Annotated in this window: 18 protein-coding genes; 7 read left to right on the top strand and 11 right to left on the bottom strand. The window is 61.3% G+C overall.

Annotated elements, in window-relative coordinates:
• Positions 1-202: 202 nt before the first annotated feature.
• Complete coding sequence (tmcA, locus tag QNM96_RS07130; RefSeq protein WP_283835356.1) at positions 203-2530, top strand: tRNA(Met) cytidine acetyltransferase TmcA; 2328 nt, start codon at positions 203-205, stop codon at positions 2528-2530.
• 13 nt (positions 2531-2543) lie between these two features.
• Here the strand turns inward: tmcA and QNM96_RS07125 are convergent, their stop codons facing one another.
• A complete protein-coding gene (locus QNM96_RS07125; protein ID WP_283835354.1) occupies positions 2544-3281 on the bottom strand; it encodes an SDR family NAD(P)-dependent oxidoreductase in 738 nt (245 codons plus the stop codon).
• Between the two features lie 58 nt (positions 3282-3339).
• Here QNM96_RS07125 and QNM96_RS07120 point away from each other — a divergent pair, with 58 nt between their 5' ends.
• The gene (locus QNM96_RS07120; RefSeq protein WP_283835353.1) at positions 3340-3825 is read left to right on the top strand and encodes a DUF456 domain-containing protein; all 486 of its coding nucleotides are present in this window, start codon (positions 3340-3342) and stop codon (positions 3823-3825) included.
• Between the two features lie 103 nt (positions 3826-3928).
• The gene (locus tag QNM96_RS07115) at positions 3929-4093 is read left to right on the top strand and encodes a hypothetical protein (protein WP_283835352.1); all 165 of its coding nucleotides are present in this window, start codon (positions 3929-3931) and stop codon (positions 4091-4093) included.
• Positions 4094-4150: 57 nt separating this feature from the next.
• Here QNM96_RS07115 and QNM96_RS07110 read toward each other — a convergent pair whose 3' ends face one another.
• The 3 genes from QNM96_RS07110 to QNM96_RS07100 all read right to left on the bottom strand — a co-directional run bounded on the left by QNM96_RS07110 (position 4151) and on the right by QNM96_RS07100 (position 8407).
• Positions 4151-5869 carry a glutamate--tRNA ligase gene (locus QNM96_RS07110; protein WP_283835351.1) on the bottom strand — a complete coding sequence of 573 codons (1719 nt, stop codon included), beginning with the start codon at positions 5867-5869 and terminating at the stop codon, positions 4151-4153.
• 137 nt (positions 5870-6006) lie between these two features.
• Entirely contained in the window at positions 6007-7056 is a 1050-nt protein-coding gene (locus QNM96_RS07105) for a polyprenyl synthetase family protein (RefSeq protein ID WP_283835350.1), read from the bottom strand.
• Between the two features lies 1 nt (position 7057).
• Positions 7058-8407, bottom strand: coding sequence for a ribonuclease J (locus QNM96_RS07100; protein ID WP_283835349.1), 1350 nt, complete (start codon positions 8405-8407; stop codon positions 7058-7060).
• 414 nt (positions 8408-8821) lie between these two features.
• On the opposite strand from QNM96_RS07100, the gene QNM96_RS07095 reads away from it, so the two are divergent.
• On the top strand, positions 8822-11143 hold the full coding sequence (locus QNM96_RS07095) for an amino acid permease (protein ID WP_283835347.1): 2322 nt from the start codon (positions 8822-8824) through the stop codon (positions 11141-11143).
• 160 nt (positions 11144-11303) lie between these two features.
• Here the strand turns inward: QNM96_RS07095 and QNM96_RS07090 are convergent, their stop codons facing one another.
• The 3 genes from QNM96_RS07090 to QNM96_RS07080 all read right to left on the bottom strand — a co-directional run bounded on the left by QNM96_RS07090 (position 11304) and on the right by QNM96_RS07080 (position 13286).
• Entirely contained in the window at positions 11304-12056 is a 753-nt protein-coding gene (locus tag QNM96_RS07090) for an isopentenyl phosphate kinase (protein ID WP_283835346.1), read from the bottom strand.
• Positions 12053-13039 (bottom strand): mevalonate kinase, encoded by a 987-nt coding sequence (gene mvk / locus QNM96_RS07085; RefSeq protein ID WP_283835345.1) that lies wholly within the window; start codon positions 13037-13039, stop codon positions 12053-12055. Before mvk ends, QNM96_RS07090 begins: the two co-directional genes overlap by 4 nt.
• 118 nt (positions 13040-13157) lie before the next feature.
• A complete protein-coding gene (locus tag QNM96_RS07080) occupies positions 13158-13286 on the bottom strand; it encodes a hypothetical protein (protein WP_283835344.1) in 129 nt (42 codons plus the stop codon).
• 125 nt (positions 13287-13411) lie between these two features.
• On the opposite strand from QNM96_RS07080, the gene QNM96_RS07075 reads away from it, so the two are divergent.
• From QNM96_RS07075 to QNM96_RS07065, 3 genes are all read left to right on the top strand, one after another.
• A complete protein-coding gene (locus QNM96_RS07075) occupies positions 13412-13858 on the top strand; it encodes a hypothetical protein (RefSeq protein WP_283835343.1) in 447 nt (148 codons plus the stop codon).
• A gap of 243 nt (positions 13859-14101) precedes the next feature.
• On the top strand, positions 14102-14242 hold the full coding sequence (locus QNM96_RS07070) for a hypothetical protein (protein WP_283835342.1): 141 nt from the start codon (positions 14102-14104) through the stop codon (positions 14240-14242).
• Positions 14243-14575: 333 nt separating this feature from the next.
• Positions 14576-15499, top strand: a complete 924-nt coding sequence (locus QNM96_RS07065) for a thiamine-phosphate synthase family protein (RefSeq protein WP_283835341.1) — start codon at positions 14576-14578, stop codon at positions 15497-15499.
• A gap of 107 nt (positions 15500-15606) precedes the next feature.
• On the opposite strand, the gene rpsB is transcribed toward QNM96_RS07065, so the two are convergent.
• From rpsB to QNM96_RS07045, 4 genes are read right to left on the bottom strand one after another with little or no spacing between them, the layout of a single operon-like run.
• Positions 15607-16401: a 30S ribosomal protein S2 gene (rpsB, locus tag QNM96_RS07060; protein WP_283835340.1), complete on the bottom strand. Its 795-nt coding sequence runs from the start codon at positions 16399-16401 to the stop codon at positions 15607-15609.
• Complete coding sequence (gene eno, locus QNM96_RS07055) at positions 16398-17603, bottom strand: phosphopyruvate hydratase (RefSeq protein WP_283835339.1); 1206 nt, start codon at positions 17601-17603, stop codon at positions 16398-16400. The genes rpsB and eno overlap by 4 nt, the downstream gene beginning before the upstream one ends.
• Positions 17600-17779 carry a DNA-directed RNA polymerase subunit K gene (locus QNM96_RS07050; RefSeq protein ID WP_283835338.1) on the bottom strand — a complete coding sequence of 60 codons (180 nt, stop codon included), beginning with the start codon at positions 17777-17779 and terminating at the stop codon, positions 17600-17602. Before QNM96_RS07050 ends, eno begins: the two co-directional genes overlap by 4 nt.
• Positions 17779-17973, bottom strand: coding sequence for a DNA-directed RNA polymerase subunit N (locus QNM96_RS07045; RefSeq protein ID WP_283835337.1), 195 nt, complete (start codon positions 17971-17973; stop codon positions 17779-17781). The genes QNM96_RS07050 and QNM96_RS07045 overlap by 1 nt, the downstream gene beginning before the upstream one ends.
• Positions 17974-17977 lie beyond the last annotated feature (4 nt).

Genomic DNA, 17977 nt, shown 5'->3' with positions numbered 1-17977 from the left:
CCGGGCCGGTCGATCCGGCAAAAGTCCTGTGGGGCTAGGAGCATCATCAACCCCGCGTAGGGTGTACACTCGAGTAGCGTAGCCCCCCTTAAAAGCGTGTTCAAACGAACGGGACTGTGCCAGCTACTCGCAAGCACTGTGCCGGTCGAGACAGCGACCCGGGGTCGGGAGGTTTTACCCCCGCGAGCGTCACACTCGATACATGAACGGCGTCTCCCTCGCGAGTGCGCTTCACCGCGAGGCCAGCGCGACCGACGAACGACGGGCGATCGTTCTCTCCGGTGAGCGCGAACGCGGCTACGAGGTGCTCGAGTCGATCCTCGCCGCTCTCGAAGTCGGGATCAGCGAGACCACCCTCGTCGGTCCCGACGACCGGCTTCGATGCGAACACCGTCCACAGGTCGGCGCGGACGAACTGCTCGGGACGACCCACGAAGTGATCGTTCTCGACGCCCACGCTGATCTTCAGCCGAACGCCCTCGGGAGGATCGTCGGGGCCGTCAACGGCGGTGGGTTGTTGATACTGCTCACCCCCACGCTCGAGGAGTGGCCGAACCGCCGCGGTCGCTTCGCCCGTTCGCTCGCAGTTCCGCCGTACTCACTCGAGGACGTGACGGGCCACTTTATCAAACGACTCGCGGAGACGATACGTGCGCATCCAGGAATCGCCGTTCTCAACCTCGACAGCGAGACGGTCGAAGACGACGGCCTGCTCGAGCCTGCTCCGAAACGGTCTACGAAATCGGGACCGATCGAGCACCCACCAGATCAACGGTTTCCGACGGCCGCTTACGAGGCCTGTCTCACCGGTGATCAGGTCGATGCGGTCGCCGCGCTCGAGTCGCTCTTCGAGACCGAGCGGGCCGTCGTCCTCGAGGCGAATCGAGGCCGCGGCAAATCCAGCGCGGCGGGGATCGCGGCGGGCTGTTTTGCGCTCGATGGAACGGACGTGCTCGTCACCGCACCCGACGCCCGAAACACGACCGAACTGTTCGACCGGGCGCGGGAACTCGTCGCATTAGTCGACGGACCACAGGACGATTGGCAAGGGAGGAGCAACGATGGTTGCGTCGATGGTTCCCGCAAAGAACGCCACCATCCCGAGATCCGAACGAACGCCGGCGGTTGCATTCGTTTTCTCGAGCCGGACGCCGCCATCGAAACGATTTCGGGACGGAACAAAGGGGTCGACCGCCGGACGGACTTCCACCCCGAAATCACGATTGTCGACGAAGCCGCCGCCCTCCCCGTCTCGGTGCTCGAGCGATTTCTCGAAGCCGACCGCGTCGCGTTTACGACCACGATACACGGCTACGAAGGCGCGGGCCGCGGGTTCTCCGTTCGGTTTCGCGATCGACTCGAGGAAAGCAGACACGAGGTAACCGACCGCTCGATGGCCGACCCGATCCGTTACGCCGCTGGCGATCCGATCGAAGTCTGGTCGTTTCGCGCCCTCGGACTCGACGCCCGTCCGCCCGTCGATCAGCTCGTAACGAACGCCGCTCCGGAGACGGTCGAGTACCGGCGACTCGAGCCAGCAGACCTGCTGGCGGACGAATCCTTGCTCCGCGAAGCGTTCGGCCTGCTCGTCCTCGCACACTATCGGACGGAGCCCAACGATCTTGCCCGCCTGCTCGACGCGCCGAACCTCGAGGCGCGTGCGCTGGTCTACGAGGGCCACATCGTCAGCATCGCACTGCTCGCGCGAGAGGGGAACCTCTCGAGTGAGACTCGTTCGAAAATGTACGAAGGGAGCCGCGTTCGCGGGAACATGCTCCCCGATATCCTCACCAGCCAGCTTCGTGACGAGAGCGCCGGCGAGCCAGCTGGAGTTCGCGTCGTCCGAATCGCAACCCACCACGCCGTGCGTTCCCGGGGATTGGGATCGAAACTTCTCGAATGCATCCGCGACGAATTCGAGCCCGATATCGATTGGATCGGTACCGCGTTCGGTGCGACGCCGGGGCTTCTCGAGTTCTGGGCGAAAAACGGGTTCAACGCGGTTCACGTCTCGACGACGAGAAACGACGCGAGCGGCGAGCATTCGGTCCTCATGACTTCGCCCGCGAGTGATAGTGGACAGGCGCTCGCCGAACGTCATGCCGGCTGGTTCGCCCGACGATTCCCGGCGCTGTGCTCGGACTCGCTCACCGCCGTCGATTCCGACGTCATCCGCGGCGTCCTCAGAACGGTCGACGCGTCGCCCGAACTCCAACTGTCCGACCACGAGTGGCGGGTGGTCGCGGGGGCCGCGTACGGTCCAGGGCGATTCGACGTCGATCCCGGACCGTTTCGAGAACTCGTCCTTCGTTCTCTCCTCTCAGATTCGCGGACAGACGACCTGTCTGCGAGCGACGAACGGCTGCTCGTCGCTCGAGTCCTGCAGGGACTGGCGTGGGAGTCGGTCGCCGATCGACTCGGGTACCACTCGGCGAGCCAGTGCCGACGTGCCCTCGGGAACGCCCTTGTTTCGCTCGTCGAGGCGTACGGAACCGACGCGGCGTTCGACGTTCGCGACCGGTTCGCCTAACAGAGGCGGCCGCTCACGCAAACAATCGACGAAGCACGAACTCCGGTAGTAGCTTGACGACCCACGCGACGAGTCGCCAGCGCCGGGTGATGTAGGCGTGGCGCTCGCGCCGTCGGATCGCTCGAGCGATCTGCGTCGCCGCCTTCTCGGGAGAGGCTTTCCAGAACTCGCCCATCGTGAGCTTCGTATCGACGTACCCCGGTTCGATCGTCGTGATCGTGACGGCCGCGTCCCGTCCCGCCTGTCGGTACCGGAGCCCTTCGAGGTACCTCGAGACGAACGCCTTCGACGCGTTGTAGGCCGGAATTGCTCCGTTTCCGAGGTGTGCCGCAACCGACGAGACTCCGACCAGGTGACCGTCCGGTTCGCCCTCCGGCGTTGGATTCGCCTCAAAGTACTCGAGCGCTTCGGTCACGACGGCGACGAACCCGCTAACGTTTGTCTCGATAGTATCGTGTTCGGGTCCCCACTCGAGGTCTCGGTTGACGACTCCGATCCCCGCGTTGGCTACGACCAGGTCAACCGACTCCATCGCCTCCGCCAGTTCGAAAAAGCCCGCTCGAGCATCCTCGGTATCCGTAACGTCCATCGTCGCGACGTACGATTTCGTCGGAAGCTCCGCACCGATCGCTTTCAGTTTCTCCGTCCGCCGCGCGGTCAAACCGAGTTCGTACCCCTCTTCGGACAGCTCTCGAGCGAGCGCCTCACCGATACCCGACGACGCGCCGACGACGATCGCACCCCGTGTCATACCGATGACTTCTCAGTCGATCCGGTAGTACTTTGCTAACTCTCCCCTCGAGACGAGTATGGTCGATGCGCTCGCGCTCCTCGCCGTCGCGTTGCTGATCGGCGGCGTCGTCGGAACGGTCGTGCCGCTCGTCCCCGGCGGCGTGCTCTCGCTCGTCGGCGTCTCTCTCTACTGGTGGCAATCCGGGTTCACAGAGCCCGGAACGCTCGCCCTCGTCGTTCTTACCGTTCTGGGTCTTCTGGCCGTCCTCGCGGAGTTCTTCGGCGGGGCGATTGCCGCTCGAGCGGGCGGTGCGTCCTGGCGGACGACCGCGCTCGCGGCGCTCGTCGGCATCCTGCTGATGATCGTTACCGGCCCGCTCGGGCTGCTGGTCGGACTGTTCGGAACCGTCTTCGCGCTCGAGTTCGCCCGGAACGGCGCGCTCGATCGGAGCGCTCGCTCCGCAACGTACGCGACCGTGGGGATTCTTGCCTCGACGGCGGTACAGGTGTTACTCACGACATCGATTCTGTTCGGGTTCGTTGTCGCGGTCGTGCTATTCTGATTTTGTCGTTTCACTCGAGCGAACCGCCGACCCGTGTCCAAGAACGCTCCACACGACTCGATTCGGGGGAAACACTGAAAGTGTGTCCGTTAGTCTCTCACATATGATCTGTTCCGAAGACGACTGCGACCAAATCGCCGCGGTCGTGTTGCACATTCCCTGGGACGAAAACCGGGTCGTCTGCGCCCCTCACGCTCGGGTTCTCGGCCGAAAAGACGGTATCGTTACGGATCCGTTGCCGGACAGCGCCGAGGATCTGCTCGAGTGAGCGAGAGAACACGAGATAGAAAGCAGGAACGAAGCGACAGTCGACGCGAACCGACAGCTACGGATGCGCGTAGTAGGTCACGGTCTCGTCGTCGTCATGGTGATCGATCCGCGCGAAGCCGACGCGTTCGAACTGCACTATCTCATCGGGCTCGAGCTCCGCGACGGCCGGCTCCGCCCGACCGGTGACGTCGCCGTCTATCGTCCGCATGCGGACTGGAACGCTCTCTGTGGCGGGTACCCAGTGGATGACGTCGACATCGCCTTCTCTTACCACGTCGATATCCTCGCCTGTGTACTGGAGCGTGTCTCGAGTGTACTGGAAACAACCCAATCCTTTCAGCCAGATGCGTTCCTCCCGGGCCGGGAGGTCGTCGGGCTCTAGGAGAACGGAGCCGCCGACCGGAATTTCGCGGACGCCCCGATCCTCGTGGTTCGGGTGAAGCGGCGGGTTCGCTTCGTCGGGCGGACTGCCGCCGAGGGGGATCTGATTACCGTCACGAACCAGAAAGCGCCGATCGGTCTCCTCGTCGATCCGATCCCGGTTGGCCGCGTATACCGAACTCATCGCAAGGTCGACATCGCTCGTGGACGTTCCTAACTGCACCATCGCGTCGGTGATCGCCTCGCCGCGAATTCCGCGCCGGCGAAGGCTCTTGAGCGTGGGCGCTCGGGGGTCGTCCCAGCCGTTGAGTTCGCCGTCTTCGATCAATCGTTTGATCGTCGACGTGCTCATCTGCAGATCGTACTCGTCGACGTTGACGTGGCCCCAGTGGAGGACTTCGGGATACTCCCAGCCGAAGTATTCGTAGACGAACCGCTGGCGTTTGGCCGAATCCTGCAGGTCGATCCCGCGAATGATGTGAGTGATGTCGACGATGTGGTCGTCGATCCCGGACTGGAAGTCAAGCATCGGCCAGCACCGGAACTCTGCGGCCTTCTCGCGCGGGTGCGGGGTGTCGATCATCCGGAACGCGACCCAGTCCCGAAGTGCCGGGTTCTTGTGTTCGATGTCCGTCTTGATCCGGAGAACCATCTCGCCGCTATCGTAGACCCCCGCGATCATGTCTTCGAACTCGTCGAGCACCGTTTCGGTATCCTTGTCCCGGTGTGGACACGCCTCGCCGTTGTTCTTCAGTTCGCTGAACGCCTCGGCGGAGCACGAGCAAGTGTAGGCACCACCCATCTCGATCAACTTCCGGGCGTGGTCGTAGTAAATCTCGAGGCGGTCACTCGCTTTGAACGTCGCGTCCGGTTCGAATCCGAGATACTCGGTGTCCTCGAGGATCGCGTCGTAGGCGTCGAGATCCGGTCGTTTCGTCTCGGGGTCGGTGTCATCGAAACGAACGCAGAACCAGCCGTCGTATCGCTCCTTGTAGGTCCCGATGACCGCAGGCATGCGCGCGTGGCCCATGTGCCACGGGCCGTTCGGGTTTGGCGCACACCGCATCCGGATCTCGTCGTACTCCTCGACGTTCGGAAGGTCGGGAAGCGGATGGTCTTCGCCCTCATCCTCCGCTTCGATCTCCGCCAGTTCCTCGGGTGCGAGCGTCTCGAGTCGGTCCCGGCGCTCGTCGTGCTCGAGTCCGTTCACCTCGTTTACGACGCCGCCGATGACGCCGGGGATCGAATCGGCGTGTTCTCTGAAAGCCGGGTTCTCGCCCATCAGCGGCCCCATTACCGCTCCGACGTTCGCGTCGCTTTCGTGTTTGACCGCGTTCAATAGCGCGTGTTTCTCGGCTTCGCGCTCGACCCGTCCGCGTAGATCGTCGTCCATTGAGTGGACGTATTCGCGGCCGACCCAAAACTGTCGCGGTGTCGGTTCGTTGGCGGTTGCTCTCCTGCACTCGGCGAACTGCGCCGCTCGTCGACGACTGTCAGGAAAGATGAATAGCTCGCAAAAAGGGCGACGCGTTAGTAGCCGCGCTCGATCAGGTAATCAGCGAGGTCACACAACTGCTCGCGCGCCTCGTTGTCCGGCAGTAGTTCCAACCGGTTCTTTCCCTGTTCGACGAGGTCTCTGGCCGTCTCGTTCGCGTAGGAGATCGAGCCGACGTCTTCGAGCTCGGCGACTGCATCGTCGATCTCTGTTTCGGTCACGTTCTCGACTGTCACCGTATCGACCAGCCCTTCGATGTTGACACCCTGTTCGCGGGCGTGGACGGTGATGAGCGTCTGTTTGTTCTCGACGAGGTCGCTGCCTCGCTGCTTGCCGAGTTTGTCGCTCGGAACGGTAAGATCAAGCACGTCGTCTTGAATCTGAAACGCGCGACCGATGTCGAGTCCGTAGCCATAAAGCGCATCGACGGTTTCCTCGTCAGCACCCATCAACACGGCGGGCAGACAGGCCGAAGCAGCATAGAGCACCGCAGTCTTGTGCTCGACCATCTCGAGATACTCTTCGGGCGTGACGTCTTCGCGTTGCTCGAAGGTCACGTCGAGTGACTGACCCTCGCAGATCTTCGTACAGGTCGTTGCGAGAATATCGAGTGCTTCGACGGTTCGGTCCGGCTCGGCACCAGCCTCGAGCATGATCTCGAACGCTTTCGAGTACAGCGTATCGCCGGCAAGGATCGCCGTCTCGACGTCGTACTCCTTATGGACCGCCGGGACCCCGCGTCGGAGGTCGTCGTCATCCATGATATCGTCGTGGATCAGTGTGAACGACTGGATCACTTCGACGCTCACGGCGGCTGCCATCATATCGACGATTCCGTTCGTCAGCGTCGGGAACTCCCGGTACGGTGTCGAGAGGGGATCGACATCTGCGAGCGCCTCCGCAGTGATCAGCAAGACCGCGGGACGGAGTCGCTTGCCACCTGCGTCGATCAGATATCGAGATGCTTCGTAGAGTCGTTCGGGGCGTTGAACCGGTAGCTCATCGGGAACTGCCTCGTTAACCTGTTCGCGTCGCTTGCGAATCCCCTCGAGCACGGCTTGTTCTCTCGCCTCTGAAGTGGTCATATCAATCGACTAGCTGGATGAGGTTTCCGTTACTCGAGACGTGGAGATCTCGACCGAGTTTGTAGCCCTCGCTCTGGCAAAGGTCGACGTATCCCGAAAGCCCTTTGAGATTCTGGTGGGCGGGGATGATGTTCTGTGGCTGGAGCGCGTCGAGCATCGTGTAGTGGCCCTCCTGGTTCAGGTGACCGGAAACGTGGATGTCGTCGTAGATCCGAGCGCCCTGCATGCCGAGCAGGCGTTCGGCCTGGTAGCGCTGTCCTTCGTTGGTCGGCTCCGGAATAACGCGAGCGGAGAACACGACCTTGTCGCCGCCGTCTAGTTCGTACGGCGTCTCGCCGCGGGCCATTCGGGTGAGCATCGCGCGTGGCTCGCCCTGGTGGCCGGTCACGACGGGCAGGAAGTTCTCCTTGCCCTCGTTCATTATCCGTTTGAAGGTACGATCGACAGACTTGCGGTGTCCGAACATTCCGAGGTCGTCCGGGAAGTCGACGAAGTCGAGGCGTTCTGCGGTCCCCGAGTACTTCTCCATCGAGCGGCCGAGCAGGACCGGCTGACGGCCGATATCCTTGGCGAACTCGACGAGGCTCGTGACACGTGAGATGTGACTCGAGAACGTCGTTGCGACGATACCGCCGTCGTAGTCCTCCATACTGTAGAGGACGTCACGAAGGTGTTCGCGTGCGACGTTTTCCGACGGCGTCCGTCCCTTCTTGTTCGCGTTCGTACAGTCCTCGATATAACAGAGAACACCTTCGTCCTCGCGACCGATCTCTCGGAACCGCTTCATGTCGATTGGGTCGCCGACGACCGGCGTGTGGTCCATGCGTTTGTCCAGCCCGTAGACGATTGCGCCTTCGGGCGTGTGGAGGACCGGGTTGATCGCGTCGATGATCGAGTGGGTGACGTTGACGAACTCGAGTTCGACGCCTTCGTCGCCGATGGTCATCGACTCGCCGGCACTCATCTTGACAAGATCGTTCTCGACGCCGAACTTCTGCTCGCCTTCGATCTGCTGTTTGACGAGTTCGATCGTATACGGCGACGCGACGACCGGTGCGTTGTATCGGTGAGCTAGCTTCGAGATCGCACCGATGTGGTCGAGGTGCCCGTGTGTCGGGACGATCGCCTGAACGTCGCCCTCGAGTTCGGACATGATCCGGTCGTCGGGAATCGCACCCATGTCGATCAGGTCGAGGCTGTGCATCCGTTCGGTCTCGACGTTGTCGTGGATGAGAACCTTCGAGAGGTTTAGCCCCATGTCGAAGATGACGACGTCGTTACCCGCGCGAACGGCAGTCATCTGCCGTCCGACTTCTTCGTAACCGCCAATAGTTGCAATTTCGATTTCCATGATTGTAGCACTGAAAGCCGTATGGACTCTCATCGAAACGGTCCGCGGACTCCTGTTTTCTCGGCCCCGGCGTCTTACAGCTCGTCGGCCATCCCGCTATGCGCTCGCGGAGGTTATTTCCTCCGTCCGACCCACAGCACCGCTGTGAGACGCGAACGCACTTGCCCGCGGGTTTCGCTGTTTGAGTGTACACGCTGGGGTGTTAAAAACGCAGTGGGTTGGAAACATCCGCGCTCGAGCCGTCGCGACTCGATCGGGTTAGCTCTCGAAACAATCTCGCTGTGAGAAAATTAAACGAATGTTGTCCAATTGCCGAGATTGTTTTCTGGATCATCATTCCGTTTGAGTTCTCCCAACACACGGTTCTGAAATCCGAAGTTTTCTAACCCACCGTCCGAAACATCCCCCTATCTAATGACGAAAGACCTCGAGCGCGACCTCGGACTTTTCGCCGTCATCGCGATCAGCATGGGCGCGATGATCGGCAGTGGTATCTTTATTCTTCCCGGCATCGCGATGGCCGAGGCGGGGCCCGCCGTCATCCTGGCGTTCATCATCGCGGCGATACTCGTCATCCCGGCGGCGCTCAGCATCGCCGAACTCGGAACGGCCATGCCGGAAGCGGGTGGCGATTACGTCTTCATCGAACGGGGCATGGGGCCAGCCGTCGGGACCATCGCGGGCCTGGGGACCTGGCTCATGCTCATGTTGAAAGGATCATTGGCGCTCTACGGCGGCATGTTCTACATTAACTTCGCCTACCAGTTGCCCACGTGGGACTTGGTAATCCCAGGACTCGAGATGGCCCTAACGATTCCGGGCGTTCGAGCGCTCGGAATCACCTTCGCAATACTGCTCATCGCCGTCAATCTCGTCGGTGTCAAACAGACCGGCGGACTCCAGTTGATCATGGTGATCGTCATGCTCGTGATCCTCTCAGGATTCGTCATCAGCGCGATCACGAGCGTCGAAGCCGCGAACTACGATCCGTTCTGGCCCGGTGATGACCAGGCAGGCGTCCTCAGCGCGACCGCGCTCGTGTTGGTCTCATACGCCGGTGTGACGAAGGTCGCCGCCGTAGCTGAAGAGATCGAAAACCCTGGTCGGAACCTTCCGTTGGGTCTGCTGATCTCGCTCATTGCAACGAGTTTCCTATACGCACTACTCGTATTCGTCCTGGTCGGTGTCGTTGAGGGCGAAGCGTTACAGGGGACCGAAGAGCCCATGGCCGAAGCGACGGAGATCCTCTTCGGCGGTCTCACAGCCACTATTCCGGCGATCGGTGGGTCGTTCCCCATCGGCTGGGCCGCGGTCATCGCCATCATTTTCGCCGCCCTCCTGGCGCTCGTCAGTACCGCCAACGCCGGCATTCTAACCGCCTCGAGATATCCGCTCGCGCTCAGTCGTGACAACCTCTTCCTCAAGAAATTCGAGTACATCCACCCCCGATTCAACACGCCCTTTATCGCCATCCTCTCGACGGGTGCGTTCATCATCTTCATCGTCGCGACTCAGGAAGTCGACGAGATCGCCAAGATGGCCGGTGCGTTCCAGATACTCGTCTACATACTCGTCTGCGGAGCGCTGATCGCGTTCCGTGAACGCGATCTCGAGTGGTACGATCCGGACTTCTTCACGCCCGGCTATCCCTGGGTGCAGTTGTTCGGAATCGTCTCGGGCGTCTTCATCATCACGCAGATGGATCCCCAGGAGATCCTCGGAACGATCGGGATCGTCATCTTCGGCTTCGTCTGGTTCAAGGTGTACGCCGAGAACCGCGTCGAACGCGAGGGTGTCGCGAAGGGACTCGCTCGGCGCGAAGCCGGGAAACAGTTCGTCCGGGACACCGAGGAACAACTCGAGGCCGACGACCGATACGAGGTACTCATCCCGATCCGACAGGACGTCACGCGCGAGCAGGAGGACGCGCTGATCAACGCCGCCGCACCGATCGTCAATCGCCGCGGCGGACGCATTCGCGTGGTTCGATTCGACGAGGTTCCGGATCAGGTCCCGCTCGATACGGCCGCCTCGGAGCTCACCGAAGGGGATGTCGAGTTCGAAGAACGAACCGACGAACTCGTCCGGTACCTCGAGGCACCGGTCGAGGTCGGCGAAGTCGTGAGCCACGACACGCGCCACGCGGTCGTAAACTTCGCAGAGCGGACCGACGCCGATCTGGTTCTCGCTCGAGAAGAACCCACCAGCCGGCTCGGAACCCTGTTCGGCCGCGACACCGACTGGATCATGGAACACGCGCCGTGTGACGTGGTGTTCGCCCAGCACGAGGAGCCCGTCGACATCTCCGAAATCGCGATCGTCACCGATCGGAGTCCGTTCAACGACCCGCTCAAAGTCGAACTCGCCGATGCGATGGCTACCTCCGTCGGGGCGAGCATTCGATTCGTCTACCCCGTCGGGGAGGATGCCCCCGAAGAGCTACTCGAGACGGTCGAGGAGTATCACGATCAACTCGACGAACTCTGTACCGTTCCCGTCGAATCGACGATCGTTCGAGCCGATGACGCAGTCGAAGGCCTCAAATCGGAGCTCGAGACCGCTGATGTCGTCATGTTGAGTACGGTTACGCACAGGCGGCTCCCGGACCTGCTCGTCGAACAGCGATCCGATCGCATCGCCGCATCGCTGGATGCACCCGTCCTGCGAGTCCACTCGAAAGAGACGCGACGAGGATCGTTCCTCCGCCCGATCCTCGATCGGGTTCTGTTCGACTGAGCTGTCGTCGGTTCTCGTTGACCGCATCTGAGAAACAAGTCGACGAAACGCGAGTGCACGACGAACGAGTCATAGAGTCGGTTGTCCCTGTGTACCGGTTTGTCGCCAGAGCGGGGTGGCGAAGGCCGGAAATGACTGACAACCGACCCTATCAGACGTGTTATTCGATATTCGTCCCGACTGCTTCGCCGGCAAGGAACGCGTCGATCGACTCCAGCCCGAAAATCGAGGCCGGGGCATCGAGCTCGAGTAACGTCCGTACTTTTCCCGCCATGCCGCCGGTAACGTCCGTCGACTCGCTTTCACCGAGAATTGAGTCGACATCCTCGAACGACGTGATTCGGTCGACGACCTCCTCATCGTCGTCGAGGACGCCGGGGACGGTCGAACAGAGCCCGATACGATTCGCCTCGAGCGCTCGAGCCAATTCCGTAACCAGTTCGTCGCCGCTGACGATCGTCGCCCCCGCGCCAGTATTTGCGACGAGGTCGCCGTAGAGGACGGGAACGAACCCCTCCTCGAGCATCGTTTCGATCTGGCCGGTCGGGAGGTAAAGCGTTCCGGATCCGTCGCGGTGAGCCGCAGAAAAGGGGTGCACCGGGATCGCCGGGACATCCTGTTCGTGGAGCCGAGAGAGGACGAACCGATTCAGCGTCTCCATCGCGCCGTGAATATCCATCGCCGGTCCGATCTCGTCCGTCCCCTCGGTCGTCGTAACGCCGTGCTCGCTCGCGTGATGGTGACCGAAGCTCCCGCCGCCGTGGACGATAACGAGGCCGTCCTCGAGCGCCCCGTCGCCTATGGCCGAAGCGATCGCGGCTGCCGATCGCTCGAGGCCTGGTCCATCGAGCGTTTCGGCGCGATCCTTGTCGGTGATGACGCTTCCGCCGAGTTTCAAAATAGTCGCGCTCATTCCAATCTTCGCACCCCGTCCTCGGCGAGTTCCGCGCGAAACGCGTCTTCGCACCCGGGGGTGAACTTCAGCGCCGTTTCGGTCGCTTCGGTGGGATCGAGGGCGACGATACAGCCGCCGCCTCCCGAGCCGGTCAGCTTCGCGCCGTAGGCGTCAGCGTCTCGTGCCGCCCAGACCATCGCATCGAGCGAACGCGCCGAGACGCCGAGCGCAGAGAGCAGTCCGTGGTTGAAATCCATCAATCGACCGATCTCCTCGATATCCCCGTTCTGGAGCGCCTTTTCACCGTTTCGAACGATGTTCCCGATCGACTCGACGGTATCGGACGCGAACTCGTACTCCTCGCGCAAGTCTCGGACGCCCGCGACGAGTTTTCCCGTGTCACCCGCGCCGCCGTCGAACCCGATCACGATCGGGAGATCCGGCGCGTCGATCGAGCGACAGTCGTCGCCTTCGACCCGGACTGCACCGCCGGTTGCAGAGCAAAACGTGTCCGCTCGCGAGGCCTGCCCCTCTTGGACCTCGTACTCGGTCTGGAACGCCCGTTCCGCAACTTCGTCGATCTCGAGGGTAGTGCCGAGTTCTCGAGTCCCCGCGTCGATCGCAGCAACGGCGACAGCGGCCGAAGAGCCGAGCCCCGCCCCGAGTGGGATGTCGCTCTCGATCGTGACGTCGAAGCCGACATCCTCCCGACCGGTTACGGACCGAACCTGCGAAATCGCTTCGTCGACGTATCCCGTCGCCGCCGCAAGTAGCGACTCGGAAACGTCGATATCGGGCTCTTCTTCGGTCCGTCCACTGTACTCGACGGTAAACCCGTCAAGACTGAGATCCTCGGCTTCGACCCGAATCTTCTCGTCGTCGCGTCGTTCGACGTCGACTCGCGCCCGTTGCTCGATCGCACACGGTACCGCGGGTTCACCGTAGACGACTGCATGCTCCCCGAATAAATACACCTTGCCGGGAGCGCTCGAGAGTGCCATTACCGACAGATTCGCGTGTCTCGGCTTAATACCTGTCCTCTGGAAGTCCCCTGCAACAGATCCGCACGCCGAACGGTCTCGACTGTTGCTAGTTCGGCGCTATCGTCTGGTACCAGCGTTAAAGAATCAGTGCAGTCAGTAGCTGATACGCGATTCCGATCGCGAAGATTGCGAACAGAACGCCCGTCGCCAGTATGACGGCCGGCGGCATCCGTCCTTTCTCGAAGGTGAAGAGGTACTCTCTCATACGCGTACTGTCTCATCTCGGTAGGTATGTCTTTCGCTGCCCCGGCGCTGCTGGCCGCTTTAGGGAGTCGTCAGCGCAGGCGGACTTATGATCTAATATAAATATGTGAATTCTTAGCAATACCAATGCCAGATACGTTTGGACTCCTTCTTGGTAGCGGATTACTTGGTGCGTCGATCTGGTATGCACACCGGGCCGGAAACGTCAGAAACGCATATCACTCGATTACCGAAGATGATGCAGGGGCCGCCAGTATTGTTGACGGTACCGAAGTAACGATCAGCGGGGATGTGGTTGTTGACGAACCAGTACCGACACCTGGGAGCGAGCCACTCCTCGAGTCGGTCCCTCGGCCCGCGCTCGTAGTTTGGCGTCTTCGTCGTGGAAAACGGAGTAAACACGATGAAAAACTAGGGGTTAGTGGAGACTGGACAACAGTTGCGTCGGGGATCGACTCCGGCACGTTCAGCGTCGATACAGCAGGAAAAGCGGTACAGGTGGATCCTACCTGGCTTGTTCAACGCCACGGCGACGGGAAACTCCAATCGCTTTCAGCAGCCGATCTGGATTGATCAGGGCTCCGTTCGAAAGAAGCATGGAAAACACCGTACGTCCACGTAACCACCACCGAAGAGTCGTTCGAACTCAGCAAAAAGACCGTACTCTCGTCGGATGTTCACACACAGGCCGAAAACAGTGCAAAAACGTATTTGCTCGAACTACGGGCACTGCCCCAAGGGTCTCAGCTTTCCATCCATGGCCAAATCGATGTGGATCAGGGAACGGCGCTTATTCGAGGTTCTGACGATGTACCAATGAGTCTCTCGGATCAGGGGACTGCAGTTCTTAGATCGGTCCTCCACAATCAGATGCTGAAATCCGGGGGATACGCAGTCATTCTGCTCGTGTTTGCGACGATCGTATTCTACGCGTCGCTCGAGTCGATCTTACTGTAATCGCTCTCGGAAATCAGCTGTGCGGCCATTTGCACAACAGCGATCAGTATCGTATACACCCACAACTCGACTACTACCGAACGAGAATTGAACGGGTGATACGCTAACGAATCTATCACTCTCTCGGTTGACCTTCAGTGAATCCGACAATCGCAGTCATCGTGCATTCGATCTATGAGATTGTCCTTCGGTGTTGTATACGAGTAGTTACTGTCTATTCAGTCACCCACTCGTGAGCAGTCGTGAGTATAATAATGTCTGACACCGAATAGGATCTGTCTTCGAGACCGCTGTAGTCGGACTTATGGCACTGTCAACACAACCCTCGAGCAAATGTCGCTGGTCCTGCCGAGCGAACTCGTCGTCGACCGATTCCTCCCGACCGTCCGAGCGATGCTCGCGACGAGGCTGTCCGAACGCGGGATGACTCAAAAAGAGATCGCGGCCAACCTCAGCGTTACGCAGGCTGCAATCAGCAAGTACGTCGCCGGAGAAGCGAACGGAGACGAGCGCTTTCGAAACGATCCGGATACCGTGGCGACGGTCGACCGACTCGCGGAAGGGCTCCACAACGGGGAGATGGACGGTTACGACGCCCTCGCCGAACTGCTCGCGCTCGTCCAACGCCTCGAGGATCGGGGCCCCATCTGCGAACTCCACGAAGAGGAGATGCCCGAACTGCAGGGACTTGGCTGTGATCTCTGCGTTCGCGGACTCGATACGGACGTTCGAATCGAACGCGATGTCCTCGCGAACGTCCGGTCTGCCGCACGCACCCTCGCGACGATTCCTGGGATGGCCGAGTACGTCCCGAACGTCGGAACCAACGTCGGGATGGCGCTACCGGATGCGGGCGACGAAACCGACGTCGCCGCGATCCCCGGCCGAATTTACTCGATGAGCGGTCGCGTCGAAGTACCAGCGAACCCCGAGTTCGGTGCCTCGAGCCACGTTTCAACGGCGCTTCTGGCTGCGAGCACGGCCGACCCGGAAACTCGAGGCGCGATCAATATCGCGACCGACGACAGCGTGCTCGAGGCCGCGACCGCGCTCGGGTACGAGCCCCTCGAGTTCGATGCCGACTACGAGGATCGCGGCGAGCACCTCAGCAATCGATTCGAAGAGCGAGGCGGCGTTCCACGGGTGGCTTACCACCGCGGCGCATTCGGCATCGAACCCATCACGTTCGTGTTCGGAGCGACGGCTTCGGATGCAGCCGCGCGCGTTCAGGAACTGGTCGACGCGACCGCAAACTGAACCCTATCAATCGTTCGTTGGCATAGTATCCGAGTCCAGCAGCTATCGTATTTCCAGCGGACGCTCGGCTATCGGTGGATTACAGAATAGTGAAAATTCGCGCTTCCTTAGACCATACTCTCGAAGTCCTCGAGGGAGTAGGACGGTTCGGCACCGCGCTTGTCGAGGACTTCGTTCGCGAGCAGCCAGTAGACGACCGAGAGCGCCTTTCGGCCCTTGTTGTTCGTCGGAACGACGAGGTCGACGTTACTGGTCTGGTTGTTCGAGTCACACATTGCGATGACGGGAATCCCGACGGTGATGGCCTCCTTGACGGCCTGGGCGTCACCGATCGGGTCCGTGACGACGACGACATCGGGTTCGATGTAGCCGTCGTACTTTGGATTGGTGAGCGTCCCCGGGATGAATCGACCCGTTCGCGCTCGAGCGCCGACGGCCTCGGCGAACTTCTCCGCCGGGAAGCGGCCGTACTGGCGACTCGAGGTGACGAGGACTTGCTCGGCGTTGTAGTTCGAGAGGAAGTCCGCGGCCGTTCGGATACGGCCGTCGGTCTTTGAGACGTCGAGGACGTAGAGACCGTCGGTTCGGACGCGGTGGATGAACCGCTCCATGTCGGCGGTCTTTTGCTGGGTACCGATGTGGACACCGGCACCGAGGTAATCCTCGACGGGGATGAGCAGGTCCGCTTCCTCGTCCGACATTACGTCGTCGTCGAGAGTTGGACCTGCGTCTTCCTCGGTTGATTCGGCCTCGGCCGGTTCGTCGGCGTCGGCGGACTGTTCGTCTACTGGCTCGACGTCGTCGGCGGGATCGGCGGCGGGACCAGCCCCTTCGGCTGGCTCCTCGTCGATCTCCTCCTCGGCGGCGTCGAGCCCTTCCTGTTGTGCGTCGTTTTCAGTCATGTCGCGTCGTCTGCGATTCTGATGAGCTCGTTGAGCTTTGCGGTTCGCTCGCCGCCGACAGCACCCGTCTTGATGAACGGGGCATCGGTCGCGACGGCGAGGTGTGCGATCGTCGTGTCTTCGGTCTCGCCCGAACGGTGGGAGACGACCGAATCGTAGCCGTGCTCGGTCGCGAGTTCGATCGCGTCGAAGGCGTCAGTGAGAGTCCCGATCTGGTTCGGTTTGATCAGGATGCTGTTTGCCGCGCCGCGATCGATCCCGGTCGCGAGTCGCTCGGTGTTGGTGACGAACAGATCGTCACCGCAGATGAGCGTTTGATCTCCGACTCTGTCAGTTAACTCCGCGAACGCGTCGTAGTCGTTCTCGTCGAGGGGATCTTCGACGTAGACGAGGTCGTATTCGTCGACGAGTGTTGCGATATATTCGATCTGTTCGTCCGTGTTACAGGTCGTCTCGCTGTACTCGTAGACGCCCTCGTCCTCGTCGTACATCTCCGCGGCGGCGACGTCGAGCCCGAAGCCGATTTCGAAGCCGACCTCATCGGAGACGGTCGAGACGGCCTCGTCGACGAGTTCGAACGCTTCGTCGTCGTCGATCGACGGTGCCCACGCGCCCTCGTCGCCTTTCCCGCAGGCGACATCGCGTTCTGCGAGCAATTGTGCAACCGTCTCGTGAACGGCCGCGTTCGCGAAGACGGCATCGGCGACGCTCGGCGCGCCGACGGGTGCCGACAGGAACTCCTGGATGTCCGTCGCGTCGGCGGCGTGTTCGCCGCCGCCGACGACGTTGCCCAGCGGAATCGGGAAGTTCTGCCCGCGGAAGGTTCCACCGAGATGCTGGAACAGCGGGGCACCAAGCACGTCGGCACCTGCTTTCGCCGCGGCCATCGAGATGGCGACGGCGCTGTTGGCACCGATCTTCGAGAAGTCGTCGGTGCCGTCCGCGGCGCGGAGTGCACCGTCGACCTCCCGCTGATTGCCCGCGTAGGTTTCACCGACGAGTCGTGGAACAGCATGTTCCCGTGCTGCTGCGATCGCCTCACTGGCTGGGCGTTCGATCGCTTCGTACTCGCCCGTGCTGGCTCCCGACGGAGCCGCAGCACGACCGAATCCGCCGCTTTCGGTCAGCACATCAGCCTCGACGGTTGGGTTCCCCCGCGAGTCGAGTATTCGGCGGAGCCGAACGTCGGTGATTAGCGTCATTGGTTCCCTCGTTTGACCGTAAACGGCAGTGCATCGGCGTCGTACTCTTCGGCGGCGACGAGAATCGGCTCGGTCTGGTCGGTGTCGATTAGAACGGGCGCACCGTAGGACACCTGCAGGGCTCGAGCGCCGAGGATTCGTGCCTTCTCATAACGGTTGTAGTGTTGCTGTTGCATTACTGGTATGGTGAGACGACGTCGACGAGGTCACGGTGAGAGACGAGCATGCGCCGACAGCAGTAGCGCTCGACCCCGAGTTCGTCCAGCACCGCTTCGGGATCTTCGTCTCCGTCGTTTGCTCGCTCGTCAAATTCTTCCCAGTGTTCGGCGACGACGTTACCACACGTGAAACACCGGACCGGTACCATCATATCT

The sequence above is a fragment of the Halostagnicola sp. A-GB9-2 genome, from assembly GCF_030068615.1.
Taxonomy (GTDB): Archaea; Halobacteriota; Halobacteria; order Halobacteriales; family Natrialbaceae; genus Halostagnicola.
The sequence above is the reverse complement of the archived record's forward strand: the minus strand, read 5'-3'. Positions and strand labels throughout refer to the sequence as shown.